The organism is Bacillus sp. MUM 116 (assembly GCF_001866655.1).
Classification (GTDB): domain Bacteria; phylum Bacillota; class Bacilli; order Bacillales; family Cytobacillaceae; genus Neobacillus.
The window spans coordinates 1-22,227 of the sequence record NZ_MLYR01000031.1 but is presented as its reverse complement, the minus strand read 5'-3'; the positions used below and the strand labels follow the sequence as shown (position 1 = coordinate 22,227).

Annotated in this window: 19 protein-coding genes and 2 pseudogenes; 12 read left to right on the top strand and 9 right to left on the bottom strand. The window is 35.3% G+C overall.

Annotated elements, in window-relative coordinates; translation table 11 throughout:
* Window positions 1-295 precede the first annotated feature (295 nt).
* Together BIV60_RS09100 and BIV60_RS30310 are read left to right on the top strand one after the other, a co-directional pair.
* On the top strand, window positions 296-1,498 hold the full coding sequence (locus tag BIV60_RS09100) for an FtsW/RodA/SpoVE family cell cycle protein (RefSeq protein ID WP_071355416.1): 1,203 nt from the start codon (window positions 296-298) through the stop codon (window positions 1,496-1,498).
* A 122-nt stretch (window positions 1,499-1,620) separates the two neighbouring features.
* Window positions 1,621-1,851: pseudogene (locus tag BIV60_RS30310) on the top strand (tagatose-bisphosphate aldolase); the annotation flags it as partial.
* A gap of 218 nt (window positions 1,852-2,069) precedes the next feature.
* Here the strand turns inward: BIV60_RS30310 and BIV60_RS09095 are convergent.
* The 3 genes from BIV60_RS09095 to BIV60_RS09085 are packed head-to-tail and all read right to left on the bottom strand — an operon-like array spanning window position 2,070 to window position 4,995.
* On the bottom strand, window positions 2,070-3,863 hold the full coding sequence (locus BIV60_RS09095) for a DHA2 family efflux MFS transporter permease subunit (RefSeq protein ID WP_083402176.1): 1,794 nt from the start codon (window positions 3,861-3,863) through the stop codon (window positions 2,070-2,072).
* An 8-nt stretch (window positions 3,864-3,871) separates the two neighbouring features.
* The gene (locus BIV60_RS09090) at window positions 3,872-4,531 is read right to left on the bottom strand and encodes an HlyD family secretion protein (protein ID WP_177177257.1); all 660 of its coding nucleotides are present in this window, start codon (window positions 4,529-4,531) and stop codon (window positions 3,872-3,874) included.
* Window positions 4,528-4,995, bottom strand: a complete 468-nt coding sequence (locus BIV60_RS09085; protein ID WP_177177256.1) for a MarR family winged helix-turn-helix transcriptional regulator — start codon at window positions 4,993-4,995, stop codon at window positions 4,528-4,530. Before BIV60_RS09085 ends, BIV60_RS09090 begins: the two co-directional genes overlap by 4 nt.
* A gap of 460 nt (window positions 4,996-5,455) precedes the next feature.
* Here BIV60_RS09085 and BIV60_RS09080 point away from each other — a divergent pair, with 460 nt between their 5' ends.
* Both BIV60_RS09080 and BIV60_RS09075 read left to right on the top strand, forming a co-directional pair.
* Window positions 5,456-5,725, top strand: coding sequence for a hypothetical protein (locus tag BIV60_RS09080; RefSeq protein WP_071355414.1), 270 nt, complete (start codon window positions 5,456-5,458; stop codon window positions 5,723-5,725).
* 659 nt (window positions 5,726-6,384) lie between these two features.
* Window positions 6,385-6,885 (top strand): hypothetical protein, encoded by a 501-nt coding sequence (locus tag BIV60_RS09075; RefSeq protein WP_071355413.1) that lies wholly within the window; start codon window positions 6,385-6,387, stop codon window positions 6,883-6,885.
* A 630-nt stretch (window positions 6,886-7,515) separates the two neighbouring features.
* On the opposite strand, the gene BIV60_RS09070 is transcribed toward BIV60_RS09075, so the two are convergent.
* Entirely contained in the window at window positions 7,516-7,938 is a 423-nt protein-coding gene (locus BIV60_RS09070; RefSeq protein ID WP_071355412.1) for an organic hydroperoxide resistance protein, read from the bottom strand.
* 179 nt (window positions 7,939-8,117) lie between these two features.
* Here BIV60_RS09070 and BIV60_RS09065 point away from each other — a divergent pair, with 179 nt between their 5' ends.
* Window positions 8,118-8,555, top strand: coding sequence for a MarR family winged helix-turn-helix transcriptional regulator (locus BIV60_RS09065; protein ID WP_071355411.1), 438 nt, complete (start codon window positions 8,118-8,120; stop codon window positions 8,553-8,555).
* Between the two features lie 80 nt (window positions 8,556-8,635).
* On the opposite strand, the gene BIV60_RS09060 is transcribed toward BIV60_RS09065, so the two are convergent.
* Complete coding sequence (locus tag BIV60_RS09060) at window positions 8,636-9,298, bottom strand: TetR/AcrR family transcriptional regulator (protein ID WP_071355410.1); 663 nt, start codon at window positions 9,296-9,298, stop codon at window positions 8,636-8,638.
* A 233-nt stretch (window positions 9,299-9,531) separates the two neighbouring features.
* On the opposite strand from BIV60_RS09060, the gene BIV60_RS09055 reads away from it, so the two are divergent.
* The 3 genes from BIV60_RS09055 (at window position 9,532) to BIV60_RS09045 (ending at window position 11,508) form a co-directional block, all read left to right on the top strand.
* Window positions 9,532-10,170: a nitroreductase family protein gene (locus BIV60_RS09055; protein WP_071355417.1), complete on the top strand. Its 639-nt coding sequence runs from the start codon at window positions 9,532-9,534 to the stop codon at window positions 10,168-10,170.
* Window positions 10,171-10,201: 31 nt separating this feature from the next.
* A complete protein-coding gene (locus BIV60_RS09050) occupies window positions 10,202-10,498 on the top strand; it encodes a putative quinol monooxygenase (protein ID WP_071355409.1) in 297 nt (98 codons plus the stop codon).
* Window positions 10,499-10,836: 338 nt separating this feature from the next.
* On the top strand, window positions 10,837-11,508 hold the full coding sequence (locus BIV60_RS09045; protein WP_371261518.1) for a TerC family protein: 672 nt from the start codon (window positions 10,837-10,839) through the stop codon (window positions 11,506-11,508).
* A 357-nt stretch (window positions 11,509-11,865) separates the two neighbouring features.
* Here BIV60_RS09045 and BIV60_RS09035 read toward each other — a convergent pair whose 3' ends face one another.
* On the bottom strand, window positions 11,866-13,419 hold the full coding sequence (locus tag BIV60_RS09035) for an ABC-F family ATP-binding cassette domain-containing protein (protein WP_071355406.1): 1,554 nt from the start codon (window positions 13,417-13,419) through the stop codon (window positions 11,866-11,868).
* Window positions 13,420-13,940: 521 nt separating this feature from the next.
* Between BIV60_RS09035 and BIV60_RS09030 the strand changes: the two genes are divergently transcribed.
* Window positions 13,941-14,495, top strand: coding sequence for a GNAT family N-acetyltransferase (locus BIV60_RS09030; protein ID WP_071355405.1), 555 nt, complete (start codon window positions 13,941-13,943; stop codon window positions 14,493-14,495).
* Window positions 14,496-14,985: 490 nt separating this feature from the next.
* Here the strand turns inward: BIV60_RS09030 and BIV60_RS28250 are convergent, their stop codons facing one another.
* The 3 genes from BIV60_RS28250 to BIV60_RS09025 all read right to left on the bottom strand — a co-directional run bounded on the left by BIV60_RS28250 (window position 14,986) and on the right by BIV60_RS09025 (window position 17,342).
* On the bottom strand, window positions 14,986-15,072 hold the full coding sequence (locus BIV60_RS28250; RefSeq protein ID WP_083402174.1) for a YjcZ family sporulation protein: 87 nt from the start codon (window positions 15,070-15,072) through the stop codon (window positions 14,986-14,988).
* A 53-nt stretch (window positions 15,073-15,125) separates the two neighbouring features.
* On the bottom strand, window positions 15,126-15,245 hold the full coding sequence (locus BIV60_RS28245; protein WP_083402173.1) for a YjcZ family sporulation protein: 120 nt from the start codon (window positions 15,243-15,245) through the stop codon (window positions 15,126-15,128).
* Window positions 15,246-15,905: 660 nt separating this feature from the next.
* Window positions 15,906-17,342 (bottom strand): amino acid permease, encoded by a 1,437-nt coding sequence (locus BIV60_RS09025; protein ID WP_071355404.1) that lies wholly within the window; start codon window positions 17,340-17,342, stop codon window positions 15,906-15,908.
* Between the two features lie 332 nt (window positions 17,343-17,674).
* On the opposite strand from BIV60_RS09025, the gene BIV60_RS09020 reads away from it, so the two are divergent.
* The 3 genes and pseudogenes from BIV60_RS09020 to BIV60_RS09005 form a co-directional block, all read left to right on the top strand.
* Complete coding sequence (locus BIV60_RS09020; RefSeq protein WP_071355403.1) at window positions 17,675-18,103, top strand: cell wall hydrolase; 429 nt, start codon at window positions 17,675-17,677, stop codon at window positions 18,101-18,103.
* Between the two features lie 1,588 nt (window positions 18,104-19,691).
* Window positions 19,692-20,189, top strand: coding sequence for a DinB family protein (locus tag BIV60_RS09010; RefSeq protein ID WP_071355401.1), 498 nt, complete (start codon window positions 19,692-19,694; stop codon window positions 20,187-20,189).
* Between the two features lie 834 nt (window positions 20,190-21,023).
* Window positions 21,024-22,227: pseudogene (locus BIV60_RS09005) on the top strand (IS110 family RNA-guided transposase); the annotation flags it as partial.

The following is a 22,227-nucleotide window of genomic DNA, read 5'->3' as shown; positions in this document are numbered from 1 at the left end:
ATTCAATAGATCGCTCAGGGATATTTTTCCTTATATAAAATTTTTTCTGATATCTTTCCCAGTCGAATAAAAAATATAGTTTATGCTCGGATCCTATTAGTTTTGACATATTTTTAAATTTAGCTGCGATTATTCATAAAATAATCCAATTATAGTTTATTTGTAATAAAATCATAATACTTTTTTGATATAGTAAAGCCGAAATTACCTTTTCTTATACAAAGTAAGATTTAGTGTTAATTTATGATACATACCTACTAAAAATTTATTAGAAATTAATAAAGAGGAGGAAATGATGTTTAAGAAAATTGTAAAATCCTATGATTATACTTTAATTATTGCGATAACTTTATTATCTCTCTTTAGTTTAATCATGGTCTATAGTGCGAGCATGGCTACTGCTGTAGAAAGATATGGAGTTTCCAGTGATTATTTCTATCAGAAACAAAAATTATTTTTACTATGTGGTGCTTTTTTCTTTGTTATTACTGCCTTATTCCCCTATAAAGCCTTGAAAAGCAAAAAAGTACTTATAACGATTGTTTTTTCATCCATTTTTATTCTAATGGCTCTTTTTCTCTTTGGACATGTGGCTGGGAATGCACAAAGTTGGTTTAAAATTGGACCGTTTAGTATTCAGCCGTCAGAATTTGTTAAGCTTTGCGTGATTATTTATTTATCTGCACAGTATGCTAAAAAACAGGAATATATAAATGAATTTAAAAAAGGGGTTATACCTCCTTTATTTTATTTAGGAGTAGTTTGTGTATTAATAGCCATTCAACCGGATTTCGGTACAGTTGAACTTATTTTATTATTTTCTGGAGCAATCATTATTTCTTCTGGAATCAATATTAAAAATTTATCGAAACTAGGTACACTTGGTGTTATAGTACTGTTACCATTTTTTCTTCTTTTTTATAATAAAATTTTCACATCAACTCGAATGAATCGTTTTGAAATTTTAAAAGATCCATTTAAGTTCCAAGAAACCTCTGGATACCACATTGTAAATTCATACATAGCAATTGGTAATGGTGGAATAAATGGAGTAGGATTGGGAAAAGGGATCGAAAAGCTTGGTTATTTGCCAGAATCACATACAGACTTTATTATGGCTGTTATTGCTGAAGAGTTAGGAATATGGGGTGTTGGTTTTGTAATCATTACATTAGCGTATATAGTGTTAAGAGGGATTTATATTGCATTGCAATGCAAAGATCCATTTGGAAGTTTACTTGCTATCGGTATTTCAAGCATGATTGGCATCCAAGCTTTTGTTAATCTTGCGGGCATTTCTGGCCTCATCCCACTTACTGGTGTCCCGCTACCATTTGTCAGTTATGGAGGATCTTCTCTGATTCTATTATCTATTGCTGTAGGAATTTTAGTCAATGTTTCAATGTTTGTTAATTACGAAAAGAAGTATAAAAAACAACAGAAACAAAACGTTGAAAATATTGTTAATAGGAAAAATATTTATTATCTTACAAAATAAAGTGGACATATTTTTGTCTGCTTTTTTTACTATACGGATCTTTATAGGGACGGTGACTGAGATGTTGCCTTCCTAGCCGACAAAAGCAACAAGTTTAGGATGAGATAGTACGATGCAAAATTGATAATGTGAAAAGCTTAGAATATTCCAAGGTAAAGCCTCATAAGGTCATCGGAGCAATGAGGGAATTCTCCAAACCTCCGTACAATTTGGATGTTTTAAAGGTAGAAGTTCCAGTAAATATGAATTTAATAGAGGGGGACGCAAAAGGTTAGACCGCAGCGTATTTTAAGGAGCAAAGTGAAGCAACTGATTTACCATTTATTTTTTTAAGTTACACTGTAAGCGAGAAACATTCGGCAAACCGAAGCAGTATTATTGTCAAAATATTCTCCAAATCAAGAAGTTGGAACAGGGACATTACATATTAGCCAAATAAAATATGCAATGTCCTTTAATTTCTTATCTTTATTTAATTTAAAACTTGATAATAGTTCCAATACAAGGTGTTAACTCCATCAAATTCATATAAATGTGTAGGTATTTTAGCATGTTCAATGAATATTTCCGTCTAATCCATTACTGCTGCTTGTGCCTTTTCAGGCGTATCTTCTATATTAGGTTTTTTTCTTCCATAAAAGAAGATAAGTATTATTCCGACCAATGTTAAAATGGCTGCCACCATAAAAGCAGCATTCATCCCAGATACAAATGCTTTCTGCTGAATCATTCCATTCACCATGGTTACGGCAGTTTGTTTTGATCCAGAAGCTCCCATGCCATGTATTTGCAGAATTTGTTGCATCTTTGTCAAAAATTGACCGGACGGTGAGGTTTCCGTCACTTGCCAAGCCATATGAGCAGCGGCAATTTTTGACTGTGTGGTCATGTAAGTCGTAAGGATTGCCGTTCCTAATGAGGCAGCAACCTGCCGTACTGTATTGTTCATAGCCGTACCCTGACTCGTCAACTCAAACGGAATAGCGTTCATACCGGCTGTTATAAGAGGCATCATCGTCATTGACACTCCCGCGTTGCGCAGAATGTATAACCACTGAATTGTGCTTGAACTTGTTTCTACTCCCAAATTCGTAAATCCCAGCGTAGCTAGTGTAACAATAACCAATCCGACAATTCCTAGCGGACGTGCTCCAATGCGATCGAATAATCGGCCGCTGATTGGCATGATGACAGCTGATGCCAATGCTGCAGGTGTCATGAAAAGTCCTGTTCGAACAGCTGAAAACCCACGGATATCTTGAAGATAAAGCGGAAGAAAGAAAATACCCGCAAACATTGAAACACTCACAATTGAAACGATGATAAGACTCATGTTAAATTGGTAGTTTTTGAAAACCCGCAACTGGATCATCGGTTCTTTTACTTTAAGCTCAACAATTACCAAAATGATTAAACATAGTACACCTACTGAAAGAAAAAGCTCTACTTCGGAAGAACCCCATCCTTGAGAAGAAACCTCATTAAATCCATATAATAGACTTCCAAAGCCGATAATCGAAAAGATAAAACCAAAAAGATCAAACTTACCTTTCGACTCATGTGGAAATTCGTGCATCTTAAGGACGCCAAGAATCGCAGCTACAATGCCGATTGGAACATTGATGTAGAATATATACCGCCACGACCAATATTCTACTAAATATCCACTTAGTGCAGGTCCAAAGGCGGGGGCCGCCATCATGGCAATCCCGAAAATGCCCATAACAGTCCCTCGACGTTCAGGTGGGTATATACGGAAGATCATCGACATGGCAACTGGCTGCATCAAAGCCCCACCAAGGGCTTGAACGATGCGGAATATGATGATGGTTTCAAGATTCCATGCAACTCCACAAAGTGCTGATCCAATAGTGAAAGTGGCTAATGAAAACAGGAACAGCTTTTTAGCTCCATATTTATCCGTCAACCATCCGGAAATTGGAATGAGCATACCAAGTACGAGCATGTATCCGGTAACAACCCATTGAATTTGATCAGTACTCGCGTTCAGAGCAGTCTCCATTTTGGGAATTGCTACATTGACTACACTAGTGTCCAAAATAGCCATAAACACTCCAAGAATAATGATAGTCATCTGTAATGCTGGGGACTTAATCCGGTCTATTTCATACAATGATTCAGCCAATTGATTCTTAAGTTCTGTATTCTTTAATTCGGGTCGTGTAATATTTTCCCTTTCCTCTTCATTCATCTTTTTCTCTGGATCCATTTTGACTTTATCTATTTTCTCTTGGTCTAATTGTGTTTGCTCAACATTCGGCATTTTTTGTTTCAGTATCCTGAAATTTATAAATAGCAACAGTATAATGGCTAAACTAACATAAACCGTGATTAATATAAACATCTTATCACCTACTTATGGATTTTCACGGTTACGTTCATACCAGGAACAAGATTAAGTCTTTTTGAATCATCAATTGTGATCTTAACAGGAATTTCTTGAGTAACTTTTGTATAGTTACCGGTGGTATTATTTGCTGGTATTATCGAAAAAGTTCCTGCAGTTGACAGCCCAATTGAGTCTACTTTTCCTTTTAAAGGAGTGTTAGGGAAAGCATCAATATAAATATCAACATCCTGATTTGCATTGATCTCATCAATAGCTGTTTCATCTATATTGGCTGTTACCCATAAATTACTCATATCAAATGTTGTAGCTAAAGGCGTACCAGCAACAACAAATGAATCTTTGACCACATTATTTTGAACTACTGTTCCGCTTGTTGGAGTACTAACTGGTATGTTTGCAGGTGCTGCTTTTCCAGTTCCTGAAGCAAGAATCGTTCCAATTTGTTGATTTTTTGAAAACGAACTTCCAACGTTTCCATTCCAATTAGTTAATTTACCTGATGTTGGAGCAACTATTGACACTTGTTGACCGGTAATTGAAGCATTGTCTGTGCTCAAATAATTAACAGAATGATTGTAATAAGCATATGCTCCAAATCCTCCACCAACTAGAATCAGTAAAATGATCACATTTAAACTAATCATTTTTCCAAGCTTCATCATTTTTCCTCCTCAATATAAAGGATTGATAATAGATTTTTGTGTAATTGCAATAATTGTTTAATATCTTCCTCAGGCATATTGAGTATTTGATTCATTTTTTTGATTAATAATGAATTGGACATAAAAAACTTCAATATTCCCTTTCCTTTATTGGTTAAATAAATTGAAACCGCCCTGCGATTTTCAGGTGGTACTGCCCGTTCGACCAAGTCCTGACAGACTAAACGGTCAATGACCCCGCTGACAGTACTATTTGTTAGCTTTAGTTTTTCAGCTAAATCTCCTAAACCAATATTCGGATTTATGGAAATTAAATGAAGAGTTTTTAACTGAACAACTGTAATTCCCACCCGATCTGCATCTGTTTTAACAATTTTATAAATTGCCCGTTTGATTTCGGAAAAGGATTCGAGAATTTCATTATTCAGGATGAAAATAATAGCCTCCTTGTTTTTGGTAATCAAATTATTACCACCATAATATTTCGTATGCGAAGTATTTATTCACTGGAAATTTCTTTTTGTATTTCAATCCAAAGGGTTTCAACTTAATCAAAGGTTCTGAAAATCAAAATGAAGATTTGAAGCTGTTACACACTTGAACAAACCGTTCCGTCTGAGAACGTGTTTATCGTAGATATTGTTGGGAGGTTAATGGGGCAGGTTACATTAATTGGAAGTGAAAAAATAAATGAAAAAATTTAAAAAGGGCACCCGAATGGGTGTCTTCTTTATTAGTCAAAAATTAATGTTAATTAATTAAACATTTTTTTGTTAAGGAAAAATTAATTTTGAAATTTTAGAATACTCTTAATTGTAATCGTTTGGAAAAAGATAAACGAAGGTTTTTTATTGATTAAAATTTTTGATTACTAATACCCCTTGTAAAAGACTTGTTAAATTTGAATGTTGAGAGGGTGATATGATGTTAAATGACCTTGAACTAAAGCTTTTATTTGTTATTTATAAATTAAAATACAACTATGATCAGCCGATAAAATTTAAAGATCTAGGATTTAAAAATAATTGTCAGGCTATACCTCACCTAATTAAGCTTCGTAGTCTTGAGTATATTGATTATGACTTTGATCAAATATTTAATACCGTTGAAGAAAATCAAGAAAAAATTCAAGTATGGTCTGGGGATATTGATTTACTTGATAAAGGATATCAAGAAGTGAAAAAACTTTTATAAAAGTTTTTTCTGAAAATAAGGAAGTGAGTATATGGCACACGAAATTGTTCAGGGAGACAATGGGTTAGTAATAAACATATCTATTTTCTCAATAAAAAAATGAATTGGTTATGACATCCTACCCCGGCCACCGTTATAATCACACCATATAAAATGATCAACCAGAAATATCTGGCTGAACTTAGTCTATAACTTTTTTTAATATACCTTGATCTAAACCTAATATACTAAGAGATTTTCCAAAACATTTATTGTGGATTATTCTTATTAGACCTTCAATTAAGGTGAATTAAAAAATTTACACACATGTGAAGACAATTAAATCTACATTATTTTTTATATCACTTCATTTACTAAGGGCGATTCCACAGCCTATGGTATACCTTTTTCTCAATAGATGCCTTCGGCCATGTTCACTATTGGAACGTCAGAAACAAAAGACACACACAACGGTAGCTGACAAGCCTGCTTCTTTGGTTGTTTTATTTTATAAACATTAAAATCGGAAAATTCAAAATGTTATTTATTTGTAACTTTAGAGAGCACCTGTTGATGGTAAAATAAAGATATAAGAGCCTTCAGGATTTTCCTCATGTTTTTTTGCGATTTATGGTTCAACCAGGAATTTGCATAAATCAAACAAAAAAGGAGAGTGGAAGATGAAAAGGAGAAATGTTGTGATTGGTGCTGCCGTTACCGCGGGTGTGGTTACGACGATTGGGGAATTGATTTATTCGCTTCGGGAAAGTAAGCAGCAACGGGAGCTGGTGCAGGCAGATCAGAATGAAATGGCAAAAGCCAATGAAGAAAAAACAGTGGCCAATGAAGAAGCAGCGTCAGTTAACCAACAAGTAACAAATGGCAATAAAGAAGTAGTGAAGAAAGCCCGTGTGGAGATCGTGAATGCTGTTAAGAAAGCCCGAGAGGAAGTCATAAGTGCTGTTAAGAAAGCCCGAGAAGAAGTCATGAGTGCTGGAAATAAATCCCGTGAGGAAGTCATGAATGCGGGTAAGGAAGTTGCAGCAGTCCAGGAAGAAAAGCCGAAAAAGAAAGGCTGGCTTATGCAGTGGTTAAACAGTGAAAGTAAAATTATCTCCAACATGGAATTCTCCCAAAAGGAGAGCCAAAAACAGAGTCAGCCAGAGGAAAAACAAAGCTAGACATTAATAATGGATTGAGAGAAAGAAACCACGGCATTTTTTCATAGCAAAACGATACCAAAAGGTATACCAATCTGGCATTTCATCCTCTTGTTTTACAATCCTAAGTCTAAGTTGTTCCTAAGAGTAATTATCGGAACATAATTTGTAATTATAAGCAAATATAATTCAGATAAAATATAAAACCTTGTTGAATCCGCCAGAAAGGCTGTCAACTTTGTGAATACTTAAGGGTTACATTATCAAATGAGGAGAAATATCTTGAAAAGGGACTGACCCCCATTTTTTAGATCTTTAATATGAGTGTTTTGGGATTAATCAGGGTGAACCGTACCATAAGTAAATGAGGTTTTAAAAGTAGTTTTAATTCCTTAAGCAATAAGATGTTAAAAACAAAGAACTGTAGACATTTGTCTACAGTTCTTTTCAATTCATCCTATTTAAAATGGAGATAAAGGCAAACCGGCTTCAAGGAATGCAACTGCATTAACTACTGCGTCTATAATACCTACTTCCGGTTGTTGAAAACAGTAAAATTGTGTGGAAATAATCGCACCCATTAGAGCACCCATGAAAGTGAGAATTTCCTATCAATAAATTCGTCACCAAGATGTTTCTAGCTGAGAAATTTTAGATTACATTCGTTATTAATTTAACATCCATATTCCCATTTGTTGCTTTAGAGTAAGGACAAACACTATGAGCTTTATGGACTAATTCCTCAGCCTCTGCTAATGATACCCCTTTGATCGACACGTTTAAGACCGCAGCTAATTTAAACCCTCCATCCTGATCTTTTCCAAGTGAAACTTCCGCCGTAACTTTAGAGTCAATTCGTTTTCTCGCTTGTCGTGCGACCAAATTTAGCGCACTATCGAAGCAGGCTGCATAGCCGGCAGCGAATAATTGCTCTGGATTCGTTGCATTTTCTTTTCCTTGACCGCCTAAAGATTTTGGCATTGAAAGGGCCAAATTTAATGTTCCATCACTGCTAGTTACTTTCCCTGCTCTGCCACCTTCTGCTGTAGCACTTGCGGTATATAATAATTCCATAAAAAATCACCCCGAAATATAATTTTATAAAATTTAATTGCGCACAATTTATTTTATAAAATTATATTATCGATAAAGTATTCTGAAGTCAATAATTAAGTTGTGTAAAATTAAGTTGTGGTTTAAATAATTGTTTATTGTATTATAATGGTACTAATGAAAGATGAAAGGACAAGAAAATGGAAAATAATCAATTAAAACTCGAGAACCAAATATGTTTTAAGATTTATTCAGCCGAACGTGAAATCACTAAATTATACAGAAATTTATTAGAAGAGTTGGATGTAACGTATCCTCAATATTTAGTATTATTGGTACTTTGGGAGGGAAAATCGGTGACGGTTAAAGAGCTTGGCCAAAAGTTATTTTTAGATTCGGGAACGTTATCACCTATGCTAAAGCGAATGGAAGGGAATAATCTTATTGAACGCCGAAGATCATTAGAGGATGAAAGAACGGTCATCATTTCATTAACCAAAAAAGGTGAAGAACTAAAAGACAAAGCTCAATGTATTCCTTCAAAATTGCTAGAAAATTTGTCCATAGACATGAAGGAGTTAAAAAATTTAAATCAAACACTATCAACCATTTTAAACAGAATTCAACAGAAAATATAAAGTTCGTTTAAAAACGTATAGCTGCAAACAAAAAATTACTAAAGACTCTTACCAGCGCGTAAGAGTCTTTAGTATGGTCATTAGATGGCTGCCAGGTTCTTGAGGATGCTTTCTACCATCGCATTAATATCTTCATTTTCCGTGTTTTGCAAGTATTCGGGCTTTAGGACTTGGGTTTTCTTCGCTACATAAAAATCCAATAGAGCCTGTTTCAATGACAATTCTTCTTCCACTAAAAAGGATGTATTCACCAATTTCCCTAGTACAGTTTCATCCTGAATAATTAAGATCGAGGGATTCAATTGATTAAAAACTTCTGCTTTCATGCCATTTCGATAAAAGGTATGAATGGCAGATAGTTGTTCTTTTCTTGAGTGCATCTTTTTTTCATAAAGATGCAAACAGCTTGTTTTTAAATCAGTCAAATAAATATCTGAAGCATAGACAGCTGAAAAAACAGCTTGTTCAAACACTTTTTGGAAACGAAGTGGATAAGATAACTCTTCATTGGAAATGGTTTGACCAGCTTCATTTATATAATCAATACAGAGATTAGTCAACTCCATAATAATGTCTTCCTTCGAAGAAAAGTAGTTATACAATGAAGCCCGGCTTAAATTCATCGTTTTTGCGATATCTTGAATGGTAAGGGAAAGGAATCCTTTAGTCCGAACGACATGGATTAACTTTTTTACATAAGCTTTTCTCATTATCTGTCTTTCATCAGGTGCAATTTTTCTCATACTACCACTCCCTTTATCAGGAAATTATATCATAATCCAAAGGTGTTCATTCAAATTCTGATATTCCAATTCTTTTCAGTTTACAACTAAAAGAAAGTGGAGTAAGGTTATACACAGTTAATATTTTAGACACTTTATAATATTTTTGTCTAAAATGGATAAAATTATTTAAAGAACTCAAATATTATAAATAATACTCATAACGAAAAGAGGAGAATATAATAATGACTTCTATGACAACAACACAAATAACGAATGATTTTAATAAAATTGTATCAGAACGCCGTTCCATTAAAAATTATGATAAATCGGTAAAAATCAGCCATGAAGAAATGACAGAAATTCTTACATTAGCAACACGTGCTCCTTCTTCTGTTAATATGCAGCCATGGCGCTTTCTTGTGATTGAAAGTCCTGAGGCAAAAGCAACACTTGCCCCACTGGCACGTTTTAACCGAACTCAAGTTGAAACATCTTCAGCAGTTATTGCCGTATTTGGTGATTTGAATAATTTTGAGAAATTTGAAGAAATCTACGGCACAGCTGTAGAGAAGGGATTTATGCCTTTAGAAGTAAAAGAAGGAATTCATGCTTCCGTTTCAGGCTATTTTGAAACGATTTCACGTGAAGCTATGGAAGATATTGTTTTAGTGGATGGCGGACTTGTTTCCATGCAGTTCATGCTTGCTGCCCGCGCTTATGGATACGATACAAATCCAATCGGCGGATATGAAAAAGACAAAATTGCAGAAGCATTTGGAATGGATAAAGAACGTTATGTTCCGGTTATGTTAATCTCTATTGGTAAAGCAGCAGATGACGGACACCCATCAGTTCGTCTGCCTATTGATCAAGTCGCGCAATGGAAGTAATGAAATCTAAATAAGAAGGGATTGACGTTCGATGATTATTATTCATGCAACATTCCATATAAATCCAGCGAAACAGGATATGTTTCTAGAGGAAATTCAGCCGTTAATTGTTGCCTCAAGAGAAGAAAACGGAAATATTTCATATCGCCTTCAAAAAGATACAGAAAACGAAAATGTATTTACGATGGTGGAGATTTGGCAGGATATGCAAGCTGTTGCCAATCATAACTCAAGCGAGCACTTTACCAAGTTCGTAGCAAATGCAAAAGACTTTTTGACTGCACCATTAGAGGTTAAAGCATTTGAGGGGCAGCCATTAAAATTATAGATTTCGGCCTCTTAAATAGAATGAAATGGGTAACCGTATTATAAGTAAATGGGTTTTTTTTCAAAAAACAATCAAGCCTATTCAAGAACAATAAATCTTGAATAGGCTTTTCTTTAAAGCTGCAAGTAATTAAAATATACATCCATGGGCTTCTTATTTACTTTAATCCTTATTGAAGCTTGGCGGTTCTAATATGCTCCGATAAGCATCACATATATATAAAATAAAAAATTAAGTGGTATTAGGAAAATCAATTGGTAAAGGATCGCAGAATATCACAAATCGGGTCTTTTTTAAACCTCAAATTAATATAATGACTTAGTTAGCTTGTTCCAGAGGTGAATAGTTTGGAGATCTTTGGTTTGTCTTTTGCGGTTCTTTTGGAGGTTATTTTAATCAATATTGTATTAAGTGGGGATAACGCAGTTGTAATCGCGATGGCATCACGTAATGTTTCAAAGAAGCAACAAAAGAAAGCAATCTTTTGGGGAACATTTGGAGCTATTATTTTACGTTTAATCTTTGCAGTAGCAATTGTTTACCTACTAAAATTACCTTTCGTAACTTTTTTAGGTGGTCTTCTTCTCGTGTATATTGCCATAAAACTTCTAATAGATAATGATAACGACTCTCATCGAGAAGGGGGTTCAAGTTTCATTTCCGCTGTGAAAACCATTATTACGGCTGATGCCATCATGTCCCTTGATAATGTACTAGCTATTGCTGGGGCGGTTGAAGGAAATATCGCCGGTATCATGATTGGAGTTATTGTGAGTATTCCTCTCGTTGTTTTTGGCAGCCAATTGATATTAAAGGCAATGGAAAAGCACCCCATCATTTCTTATGCTGGTGCTGGAATATTAGCTTGGACAGCAGGTGAAATGATGGTGGGAGAACCAAAATTCGAGTATATTCTTCCACAAGATTACCATTTGTTGATTCCTACTGCTATTACAGTTCTTGTCATTGGTTTGGGATATTTAGCTAATAAGATAAGGCTCTTTTCTTAAACTTTGTTGTTCTTGATATAAGAATTGTTCATAATATTAGGCTATGAGTTAAATCCTTTAGAGAATGAAGCTAACAATCTAAAAAAACAGATAGAAAAATTAGAAAAAGAGATGTTAAATGTCATAGACCTATCTAGTGACGAAACTCTTAATTTAGATGCAGAAATGTTAAAATCCCATTTAGCCTCAAAGCAAGAAGCGATAAACAAGAAAAAATCCCCTGATTACAGCCAATGAAATGTACCATTCCTGACATAGTTTTTACTACTGAATGACAAAATATTAAAAATTTTGGATGGTTTATAAAAAGGGGTACCCAAGTGATCTTTTATCCATTGGGTACCCCTTAATTTTTATTTAAAACACTTTCGTAGTCCAATCCTCACAATTCCAAATATCGGTCGCAATTTCACGATAGAAATCAGGTTCGTGGGATACCATCAAAATACTTCCGCGATATGCCTTTAAAGCACGCTTCAATTCTTCTTTTGCGTCCACATCCAAGTGATTGGTAGGTTCGTCTAGAATTAATAAATTCGTTTCTGTGTTTAAAATTTTACACAATCGAACTTTGGCTTTTTCGCCACCAGAAAGGACTTCGATTTTACTTTCAATATGTTTCGTCGTTAATCCACATTTTGCAAGAGCAGCACGGACTTCAGCCTGATTCATACTTGGGAACTCGCTCCAAATCTCTTCAATACAAGTGTTGTAGTTGGATTGTTTAACTTCCTGCTCGAAGTAACCGATGTATTGATACTCACCACGTTCCACTTTACCCGCAATTGGATTAATCAACCCAAGAATACTTTTTAAAAGAGTAGACTTACCAATACCGTTTGCACCCACAAATGCAATTTTTTGTCCGCGCTCCATTTTCAAATTCAGAGGGCGAGAAAGTGGTTCATTGTAACCAATAACAAGATCTTCAGCCTCGAAAATATAACGACTACTTGCACGGGCTTCTTTGAAATTAAACTCTGGTTTCGGCTTCTCTTTCCCCAATTCAATAACTTCCATTTTGTCGAGCTTCTTCTGACGAGACATCGCCATATTACGAGTCGCAACACTTGCCTTGTTACGAGCAACGAAATCTTTCAAATCAGCTATTTCTTGTTGTTGACGCTTGTAAGCGGACTCTAGCTGTTGCTTCTTCATTTCATGTATTTTTAAGAAGTTATCATAGTCACCAACATAGCGATTCAACTCTTGGTTTTCCATGTGATAGATCAAGTTAACAACATTGTTCAAGAATGGAATATCATGTGAAATCAAGATAAATGCATTCTCATATTCCTGTAAATAGCGCTTCAACCATTCGATATGCTGTTCATCCAAATAGTTCGTAGGCTCGTCTAGTAATAGGATTTCAGGCTTTTCTAGCAAAAGCTTAGCTAGCAAAACTTTCGTACGTTGTCCACCGCTAAGATCATCTACATCTCGATCGAGTCCAACATCGTCTAATCCTAGACCACGAGCAACTTCCTCAACTTTTGAATTAATTCGATAGAAATCATTACTATCTAAAGTTTCTTGTAGCTCTCCAACTTCTGCAAGTAATGCATCGATATCAGCGCCTTCATCACCCATTTTTGCATAAAGTTCATTAATCTCTGATTCAGCATCAAAAAGATATTGAAAAGCAGTACTCAAAGCTTCACGCATCGTAGTACCTTTTTGAAGTACAGCATGCTGATCTAAATAACCAACACGAACTTTTCGTGACCACTCAACTTTCCCCTCATCAGGTTGCAACTTCCCAGTAACAATATTCATGAAAGTAGACTTACCCTCACCATTTGCCCCAACTAGTCCAACGTGCTCTCCTTTTAAAAGTCGAAAAGACACATTATTAAAAATCGCACGATCACCGAAACCGTGACTTAAATTTTGTACGTTTAATACGCTCATTTTTTTAACCCCTTATCTAATGTCACATGTAGATATCTTACTAGATTTTAGCTGCTTTTTCTATCTTCGAGTTATTTTTTTGTGAAAATCGAGTAATGCTGTTATTTATTCCATCGAGTTAGTTGCTTTACAAAGTGCAGCTACAGAAACCGAATTTAAAATAGAAAATAAGGACAAGCATTATAAAGCGTAGCCAAATGGTTATGCTTTTTTTACTTTTTTGAATCAAATCACTAAAGTTTTGATACAAGATTGATTGTATCTTAGAGTATAATTTTAATCGAGGGAGTTCATTAAATGGAAGGTCTTATCAAAAATCCTTAACCATATTTTTTTGAACATTATTCGATAAGGATTGTAAAAACGTATGCGTTGTTGATATAACAAAAAGGGAGAGGAAATATGGGGAATTTGATAAAACTTACAAAAGAAAAGAAATGCGATGAAATAAAGCATTATCTTGAAAATATAGATAAAAATAAAAAAGGTACATTAATAAAACGAAGTTAGAGGAGGTTAAAATGGAGAAACAGGCTGATTTATTTCATTCATTGGAGGGTGAAAAAATCTATTTCAAAGCACTTAGGATAGAGGATGTTCAAGAGATACATCATTATGCGTCAGATCAAGAAGTTTCACGATTTATTGGCTGGAATTTGATGAATACTTTAGAGGAATCTCGTCAGCACATTGAAGTAATGTTAAACCGTGAGTCGGTAGGTACTCATTTATATTCCTCCATTGTTGAAAAATTAACACAAGCAATAATAGGGACAGCCATGATTTTCAATTTTGACAAAGAAGCAAACAAAGCTGAAATTGGTTATGTGTTACATAAACAATATTGGGGTAAGGGGTATGGCACAGAGATTGTTGCATTGATGAGTGATTTTGCATTTAAATCACTTAATCTTCATAAACTCCATGCCGTGGTAGTTCATGCCAATATTGGCTCTGCACGGATACTTGAAAAGAATAGATATGAGTTAGAAGGAAGATTAAAGGACCACTATTTTATAGAGAATAAGTATTATGATGCATTACTTTTCGGCAAAATTACAAACATGGAAACTTAGCGTTCTTATACAGATAAAATGAAGATCTTTGTTGACCATGATTTCAATAAAATATAGTCCGTTCTGATTCAATTAAAAGGCGCGATTGTGGAGTAATTTAGATAGGAAACGAATAAACTTTTTTACAAAAATTGAAACCTAAATCTAATTTATGAAAAAGAATATATAAATAACTCCATATGATACACCCTTTATAAAAATACTATTCTAGAGCGAAAAAAAAAGAACGAGGATCTCTGCTGTTCGTCCTTCCCGAATTCAAAGTAACATTGTGCAGAATTGTACTTAAAGTAACGGGTGCATTACTTTAAGAAGACATACAAAAAAGACCTCTAAAGGTCTTTTAATTGGGTCATTCTTTAACTGAGCCAAGAATAAAAATAGCCCATCAAGGATCTTTATGGGGTCCCACCAACAATCCGCTCAAAATATACGATAATCGAAAAAAGGCCCGATAAAGGGCCTTTTTCCTGCTCCATCCATCTTATTATTAGTAGAACACAAATGCTGTACCAACGATGATAAGGAGGATGAATAATACTACGATTAACGCGAAACTACTTCCTACTCCGTCCATTTATTACACCTCCAGCCTTAATGATTCATTCTGCTAGAACGTGTATTGGTTTATTAAAAAATAAAAGAAGTACCAACAATAATTAAAAGGACGAACAATACTACGATTAAAACGAATGTACTGCCTCCGCCGAAACCACCGTAGCCAAATCCTCCGTAACCAAATCCGCACATACTTATCACCACCTGTTAGAATGTCCAAAATAAAACTTTCACTATGTATAATATTTCATAAGACAAGAATCGCTTGGACAAACATCATATCGAGAAGGAAAAATATACCATTTGCCTATAAATGCAAAGAAACGTCTGCTTTATAGGCAAACGTTCTTTATATCCGAGAAGGTAATGTAATATGTCTGGCTCGCTGGTGGTAATCATAATATATGTACAAGATATTGAAATGTAATGGACAAGGGCTGATTTTTTGGGTATTTATTAAACAGATTTCACAAAAAGAAAAAAGTCTTTTTTTATAAGACTTTTTTCGAGAATTTATATCACCTGTTGTAATATACACTTGACAATATTCATCAATATGTCTACCGGCGGAGATTTGGTTCAAGCAAAAATTATTTAAAATAGGACGTTGTGAACCCGCATATGGATCTGGTAAAAAAGGCAGTTAACGAATTGCTTTAGATGTCCTCATTACTGATTAAAGTAAACAAAAAGAAGCCAGTTTCACACGATGTGTGAGCTTGCTTCTTTTTTGCCTGCTGATAGGAAAGTATAACTTTCCTATCAGGCATAAGTGCAACTACGCCTCATGAATCGCCCTTAGGGGCTCGCCAGTCGGCGAGTTTTCTTTATTTAAATATTGCTTGGTTTATACTATTCTTGTGTTTTGACAAATTCATCTTGAGATTGATTTGTTAAAAGTGGCGACAGCGTCTTTGTTCGTCCGTATCTAAAATAGTAAAAAAGATAGCATGCTGCCATAAATCCTAAACCGATTAATAAAGATAGACGCTGTGTTGGATCGTACAATGTAAATCCGAGGATAAACAAACACATTAAAATACACAAAATTGGAACGATAGGGAAAAAGGGGACGGTAAATTTTAAATCTTTTAGATTTCCCCCTGCTTTAATAAATTGTTTTCGAAAATTGTATTGTGCCCATGCAATGACGAGCCAAGCTATGGTTCCCCCAATTGCGGCAACAGAATACAACATAAGAAAGACTGTTCCTGGTGCGAATAGACTGGATAGTAGTGATAACAGTGCAAATCCAAGGGAAATAAGCAATGCATTAAGCGGGACTCCTCTTTTTGTAAGTTTTGAGAAAATAGTGTGTGCCATCCCATTTTGCGACATGGAGTAGAGAATACGCGTACCAACAAAAAGGCCAGAATTCCCTACTGACAAGAGGGCTGTTAAAATAACAAAATTCATAATATCAGCTGCATAAGGGATTCCAACCATATCGAAAACAGTAACAAAAGGACTTTCCATCAAACCTGCTTTTTTCCATGGAACGATTGCAGACAGGACGAAAATAGCACCAACATAGAAGATCAGCAGACGAAAGACAATGTTTCGAATAGATCTTGGGATATTTTTTTCCGGTTCTTCCGTCTCTCCAGCTGCAACACCAAAGACTTCCGACCCCTGAAAGGCGTATATAACTGTCATCATCGTAATGAATACACCCGTAAATCCTTTAGGAAACAGGCCGCCCTCTCCAATAAAATTAGAAAGATATGGTGCAGGTTGATCTCCAATATGAATTACTCCTAAAATTGCTGCTCCGCCAACTATAATGAAAAGAATAACCGCAGTAACCTTAATACCAGCAAACCAATATTCAGACTCGGCAAATGCTTTTGTAGTCAATGCATTTAAAGAAAAGAGTAAAATAATAAAAAACGCACTCCAAATCCATACGGGTGTATCAGGAAACCACCTTTTCATTAAAATACCGGCTGCCGTAAATTCCGAGCCTACCGTTGTCCCCCAGCTCATCCAGTAGACCCATCCAATCATATATCCTGTTGCAGGACCAATAAACTTAGTGGCATGAGCCTGAAAGGAACCAGAAACGGGCATAACTAACGATAATTCCCCGAGGCAAACCATGACGAGGTACATTAGCAAACCGGCTACAAGGTAGGCAATAAGGGCTCCTCCGGGTCCAGCTTGTCCAATCGTATAACCTGAACTTAAGAAAAGACCAGTACCAATTGTTCCTCCTAGAGTAAGCATGAATAAATGCCTGCCCTTTATTGATCGCCGTAATTGATTATTGCCTTCTTGGTTTTCGTTCATAGACATCTCCCCTATCCTAATTATGAATAAAAACTGAAAAGCTTTTAAGTATCGTTCCTCCTAACCTTAATGATGTTAACTCAATTTATTTTATAGTAAGAATATTCTGAAAATATATGTACAAATTAACTAAAAATAATGTTATTTAAGCCTGGCACCCTTGGTTAATAGAACTAAATGCTCTTATTTTGTCCCCGAATTTTTCTAATTTGTAAAATTATATAATGTTTCAATAGGATAAAAATTGCCTTAGATGCACTTTAAAATATAAAGATGGTCATCACTTCCCTTAATGAGAATATGCTATTGTTGAACAACATGGAGGTGACGTAATGGGAGTAGTGAAAGCAAGAAGTTCAGATATCGATCTTTTGGCTAGATTATTGCGGGCAGAAGCAGAAGGGGAAGGCGAGCTTGGAGTGCTTTTGGTCGGTAACGTTGGGATTAACCGAATTCGGGCGAATTGTTCTGATTTTAAAGGGCTTCGAACCATTCCGCAAATGGTGTTTAAAGAACATGCATTTGAGGCGGTTACACATGGATATTTTTATCAAGCAGCGAGATCATCAGAAAAACGGTTAGCCCAAAAAGTAATCGACGGGCAAAGGTTCTGGCCGGCAAAATTCAGTCTCTGGTATTTTAGACCCCCTGGGGATTGTCCATCCACATGGTATAATCAGCCGTTTGTTTCTCGATACAAGCTGCATTGCTTTTATGAACCAACTTCAGAAACATGTGCAAATGTGTACAATACGTTTTAAAGGAAATAGAGCCGTAAATATCCCTAGAAAATCGAACTAATGAATTTTTATTACTAACTATTGCATATTTTTCTCGTGTTAACTTCAATCCACGTTTACCTTCAAGTACCTTTACTCCAAAATGGTATGGCATAAAATCTCCCATTCTATTTATGAACAATTAAATATTAAATTCAACATTTACTGTAATATTCCTCTAATATCTTTTTTGTTGAACTAACCTGCCCGGTGAGTTTAAGTGTACCTTTTCACATACTCTGTTTAATATTTATTTCATTTTAACATGATTTTAAAAATACAAATCTTTCGATAATAAATATAAAACAAATGAGATGATTGGCAATATGAAATTATTTTCCTATATTTGTCCCTTTTAAAGGGGATTTACTAATTTCGTTAATTAAGTGCCAGTTAGTTATAATTGCTTGCCTGGTATAAACTCGTTAAAATATAAGAAATAAAAAACTGGTCTTCTGCATCCCTACAAATACGGACGGCCAAGATATCCACTCAATTGTTTTTATTCGGTGTACTGTTCAGGCTGATAAGGGAATTAAAAAGCCGGCTTTCCTCATATCACAGGAAGTCCGGCTTTTTATTAGGGAAAAATGTTATCCTTGGAATTGATCATTTTTACTATATCAGAGCTTGGTTACAGTTTTATGTATGAAGAACGACAGTTATATTAATGAAGAACAACAGTTACATTACAGGGACCTCTACTTAAGTTCACTAAATTAAAAATAGCTTCATAACTTTTAAGTACTGATGCCGAAACTTCATTTTGGTACAAAAGACGAACAATTTTTTGTGGCAAATGTGAAGCTTTTTCATTATATCCGAACGATCTCCTGTTGATTTGAAATAAAGTCGTACCGTTTCATTCCTTTTCAATTGTAGTATAGGTATTCTAATTCAAAAATTTAGGAGGACTATTTATGAGAAAATTAAATTTTTCAACAGTGCGATTTATGTAAAATTGTAAAATTGCTGTTTTTCAAAATGAAGACTATCCAGGTGAATATTTGAAGATTAGTAACAAAACAATCTTATGTGTAAGGTGTGCGTTTAGGTTAGTTAGTCATCCTGATTTTAAGTATTATCATACGTTCACGTATGATCAAATCATGTCTTTAGACTTTAACCTTATATTATTTTATAAAAAGCTAAAGGATATATATAAATATAATTGGGATTATAAAGAGTTAATTTATTTGGATCGGCAAAAGGAAGGTAAAATTTTGACTGATACTGATTTTGACAATAATATTTAAGCAATGGTCTTCAACATCGTGCGCAATTCTTTAGTAAGAATTGTGCTCTTTCTTTATGTTAAGGGCCAGATTGAGAAGGAAACAGTAAGAGTAAGAATACTGATCCAAGACTATTTGTGAAATGTTTCACTTAAACTAACGGGGCAGTATAGTTGAAGAATGGTCATTTATTTTTATTCAACAATCGGTCCATTTAATTGAAGATCTCATTAGATAAATAATAATATTTAAAGGAATAATTCATTCTGATAAAGAATATTAAAGAAGAATAAGTTAATTGCTTTTACAATACCCATAAGGGAGGAGAGGGATTTATGGTCAAAAAACTGATCGTCGGCGACGCATCGCATGAACTGGCCACTACGCGCCGCATTCTGGAACGCTTGCCCGAGGAGCATATGTCGTGGAAGCCGCACGAGAAATCGATGACGCTCGGCGGGCTGGCCACGCACCTGATCAACCTGCTAAACTGGCAAGTCGCGATTTTTCAGTACCCGGAGTTCGATCTTTCGACCGTGCCGCTGAGGCGCGAGCCTTTGGAAAAACGCGCTGACGTTCTGGAGGAGTTCGATGTAAACGTCGGCAAGTTGGAAAAGCTGCTCAACGAATGCGAAGAGAAAGCGCTCGGCGAGGAATGGACTCTGCGCCACGGCGACCATATCATCCTCCGAGAGCCGCGGGCGATCGCGCTCCGCACCTTCGGATTAAGCCACATGGTTCATCACCGGGCGCAGCTCGGGGTTTATTTGCGGCTTCTCGATATTCCGGTACCGAGCATCTACGGCCCCTCGGCCGACGAGGAAGCCCAATGAATTAAGTTTCTCGTCCAATACTCGCCTAAAAGTCGTAGGTCACTGGCATGAACACCGTTACTCAACTACAACGGACAAGAATAATTATACTCCTTGATCACTAACAGTTGAGGATTTTTAATTGAATAATACCAGTTAATATCAGCTTTTTGTCTATTCTGGAAAAGGGCGCTTTTCTTTAATAAGAAGGCGTCTTTTTGCATGGACAACATATTTAAGGGATTGAGTTTTTTTGAGGTGTAAAAAATATTGTGAAGTAATGTACTTAAAGTAAAGGGTGCTTAAGTTGAAGAAGACCATCCTCATTTATTGTAAATCACAGTGACTTGGGAAACGCTAAGAACAATTCATTTTTAGTGTGGTTTCAATGTATGATTGGATAAACAACCATTTATTTAACACAATTTGGTTTTTTGCTTTCTGTATTTCACTTCCATTTGCAATCGGAATATATCTTTTCTACAAACTCTTTAAGGTTTTTCGTAATCAGGATAATAAAGGTAATGAAACTAACCAATAGGATAAACTATAGCTCATCTGGCTTCTGTTCAATATCTATCTTGTTAATGATAATTTTTAAATGTATTATACTAACTGATACTTGATTTTTAAGTCTGGCTGCCACCCTTTGGTAGCTTTTTCTTTTTAAGCTAACGGGTGCTAGAGTTGAATAAGATCAGGTTGCTACGGCAGCCTTTTTTCTTGTTCCACTAACGTGGCAGATTAGCATTCCTGTAGATCGCTATTTTTCAACTTTGAAAAAAATAGAGCTCCTCAGTAAGATATGAGTATAGAGACCAATCTAACTCAAAACCTTAAGGAGGAACCCTTACTATGAAGTTTAAAATGCAAAACAAACAAAATCAACTAATTGAAAGAATTTCCGTTAAACATGTGTGAACATTGCTCAACAATTACACGTTGCTAGAGCTGTTAATTTCCGTGGAATTGTGGTGGGAGATCCACTTACGTTTAAAAATAATGAAGAGGGTTTTGCCAGTTTACTAACTTGGATTAAAAATCTCCAGAGATTAAATAACTTAGATGAAGCTATAGTTGGGATGGAACCTACTGGACATTATTGGATCAATCTTTCAAAATGGCTTTTAATACAAGATATTGACGTTGTAACAGTAAACCCACATTTAGTTAAAAGGAATAAAGAAAATCGTGATAATACTCAGTCAAAAAGCGATAAAAAGGATGCCTTAGTTATAGCTGATATGGTAAAGAACGGTTACTACTCCGAGGTTCGATACACATCAGAAACATTTGAAAAACTAAGGGTCCTTATGTCTAACCGTGATGTTGTTGTTAAACGACTTGTCAGTTCTATTAACCAATTAAACCGTTGGGTAGATATTGTTTTTCCTGAACTCCGACAGGTGTTTAAAGATATTACGGCTAAAGGCAATCGCAACTCTTCGTTTATTCCCGTCCCCTATGGACTTAGAAATTATGCAGCCCCACGAGGTTATTACTGGTTGGAAATCTGTAATGAAGAGGCAGCCTGGATTAAAAAAGGCCCTATTACTCCTCCAGCTAGCTAAGAAATCTATAGGTACAAGACAAGCACTTGATGCTTATAAATTTCATTTGACACAATTATTGGAGGAATATGATTTAGCAGTATTACAACTCGAAAGAGTTGAAGAACAAGTTAAAAGTGCATTGAATGAAATTCCTTTCGCAAAGAAATTACTTACCATTAAAGGAATTAGCGAAATATCTTTAGCAGGTATATTAGGTGAGGCAGGAGATCTTAGTGGTTTTTCGCATGGTAATTCCCTACTTCGCCATGCAGGATTACACCTAGCTGAAGCAAGTTCTGGTAAGTGGAAAGGCCAAATTGTCATTTCTAAACGTGGAAGATCTAGACTACGGCGATTCCTTTACTTAGCAACAATGAGTCTTGTGATGAACAATCCAGAATTCCAAGCAATACACGCTCACAATGTTAAAGTAAAAAAAATAAAGAAAATGAAATCAATTATGAAATTAATTGGTAAGTTAGCTAGGGTTTTTGTAGGCATAGCCC

Coding starts and splice junctions, on each gene's coding strand:
- BIV60_RS09055 (WP_071355417.1), top strand. CDS start 9,532: ATGACAACAACACAAATAACGAATGATTTTAATAAAATTGTATCAGAA.
- BIV60_RS09095 (WP_083402176.1), bottom strand. CDS start 3,863: ATGTTTATATTAATCACGGTTTATGTTAGTTTAGCCATTATACTGTTG.
- BIV60_RS28250 (WP_083402174.1), bottom strand. CDS start 15,072: ATGGACGGAGTAGGAAGTAGTTTCGCGTTAATCGTAGTATTATTCATC.
- BIV60_RS09025 (WP_071355404.1), bottom strand. CDS start 17,342: ATGAACGAAAACCAAGAAGGCAATAATCAATTACGGCGATCAATAAAG.
- BIV60_RS09010 (WP_071355401.1), top strand. CDS start 19,692: ATGGTCAAAAAACTGATCGTCGGCGACGCATCGCATGAACTGGCCACT.
- BIV60_RS09075 (WP_071355413.1), top strand. CDS start 6,385: ATGAAAAGGAGAAATGTTGTGATTGGTGCTGCCGTTACCGCGGGTGTG.
- BIV60_RS09100 (WP_071355416.1), top strand. CDS start 296: ATGTTTAAGAAAATTGTAAAATCCTATGATTATACTTTAATTATTGCG.
- BIV60_RS09060 (WP_071355410.1), bottom strand. CDS start 9,298: ATGAGAAAAATTGCACCTGATGAAAGACAGATAATGAGAAAAGCTTAT.
- BIV60_RS09065 (WP_071355411.1), top strand. CDS start 8,118: ATGGAAAATAATCAATTAAAACTCGAGAACCAAATATGTTTTAAGATT.
- BIV60_RS28245 (WP_083402173.1), bottom strand. CDS start 15,245: ATGTGCGGATTTGGTTACGGAGGATTTGGCTACGGTGGTTTCGGCGGA.
- BIV60_RS09020 (WP_071355403.1), top strand. CDS start 17,675: ATGGGAGTAGTGAAAGCAAGAAGTTCAGATATCGATCTTTTGGCTAGA.
- BIV60_RS09080 (WP_071355414.1), top strand. CDS start 5,456: ATGTTAAATGACCTTGAACTAAAGCTTTTATTTGTTATTTATAAATTA.
- BIV60_RS09050 (WP_071355409.1), top strand. CDS start 10,202: ATGATTATTATTCATGCAACATTCCATATAAATCCAGCGAAACAGGAT.
- BIV60_RS09070 (WP_071355412.1), bottom strand. CDS start 7,938: ATGGAATTATTATATACCGCAAGTGCTACAGCAGAAGGTGGCAGAGCA.
- BIV60_RS09090 (WP_177177257.1), bottom strand. CDS start 4,531: ATGATGAAGCTTGGAAAAATGATTAGTTTAAATGTGATCATTTTACTG.
- BIV60_RS09035 (WP_071355406.1), bottom strand. CDS start 13,419: ATGAGCGTATTAAACGTACAAAATTTAAGTCACGGTTTCGGTGATCGT.
- BIV60_RS09030 (WP_071355405.1), top strand. CDS start 13,941: ATGGAGAAACAGGCTGATTTATTTCATTCATTGGAGGGTGAAAAAATC.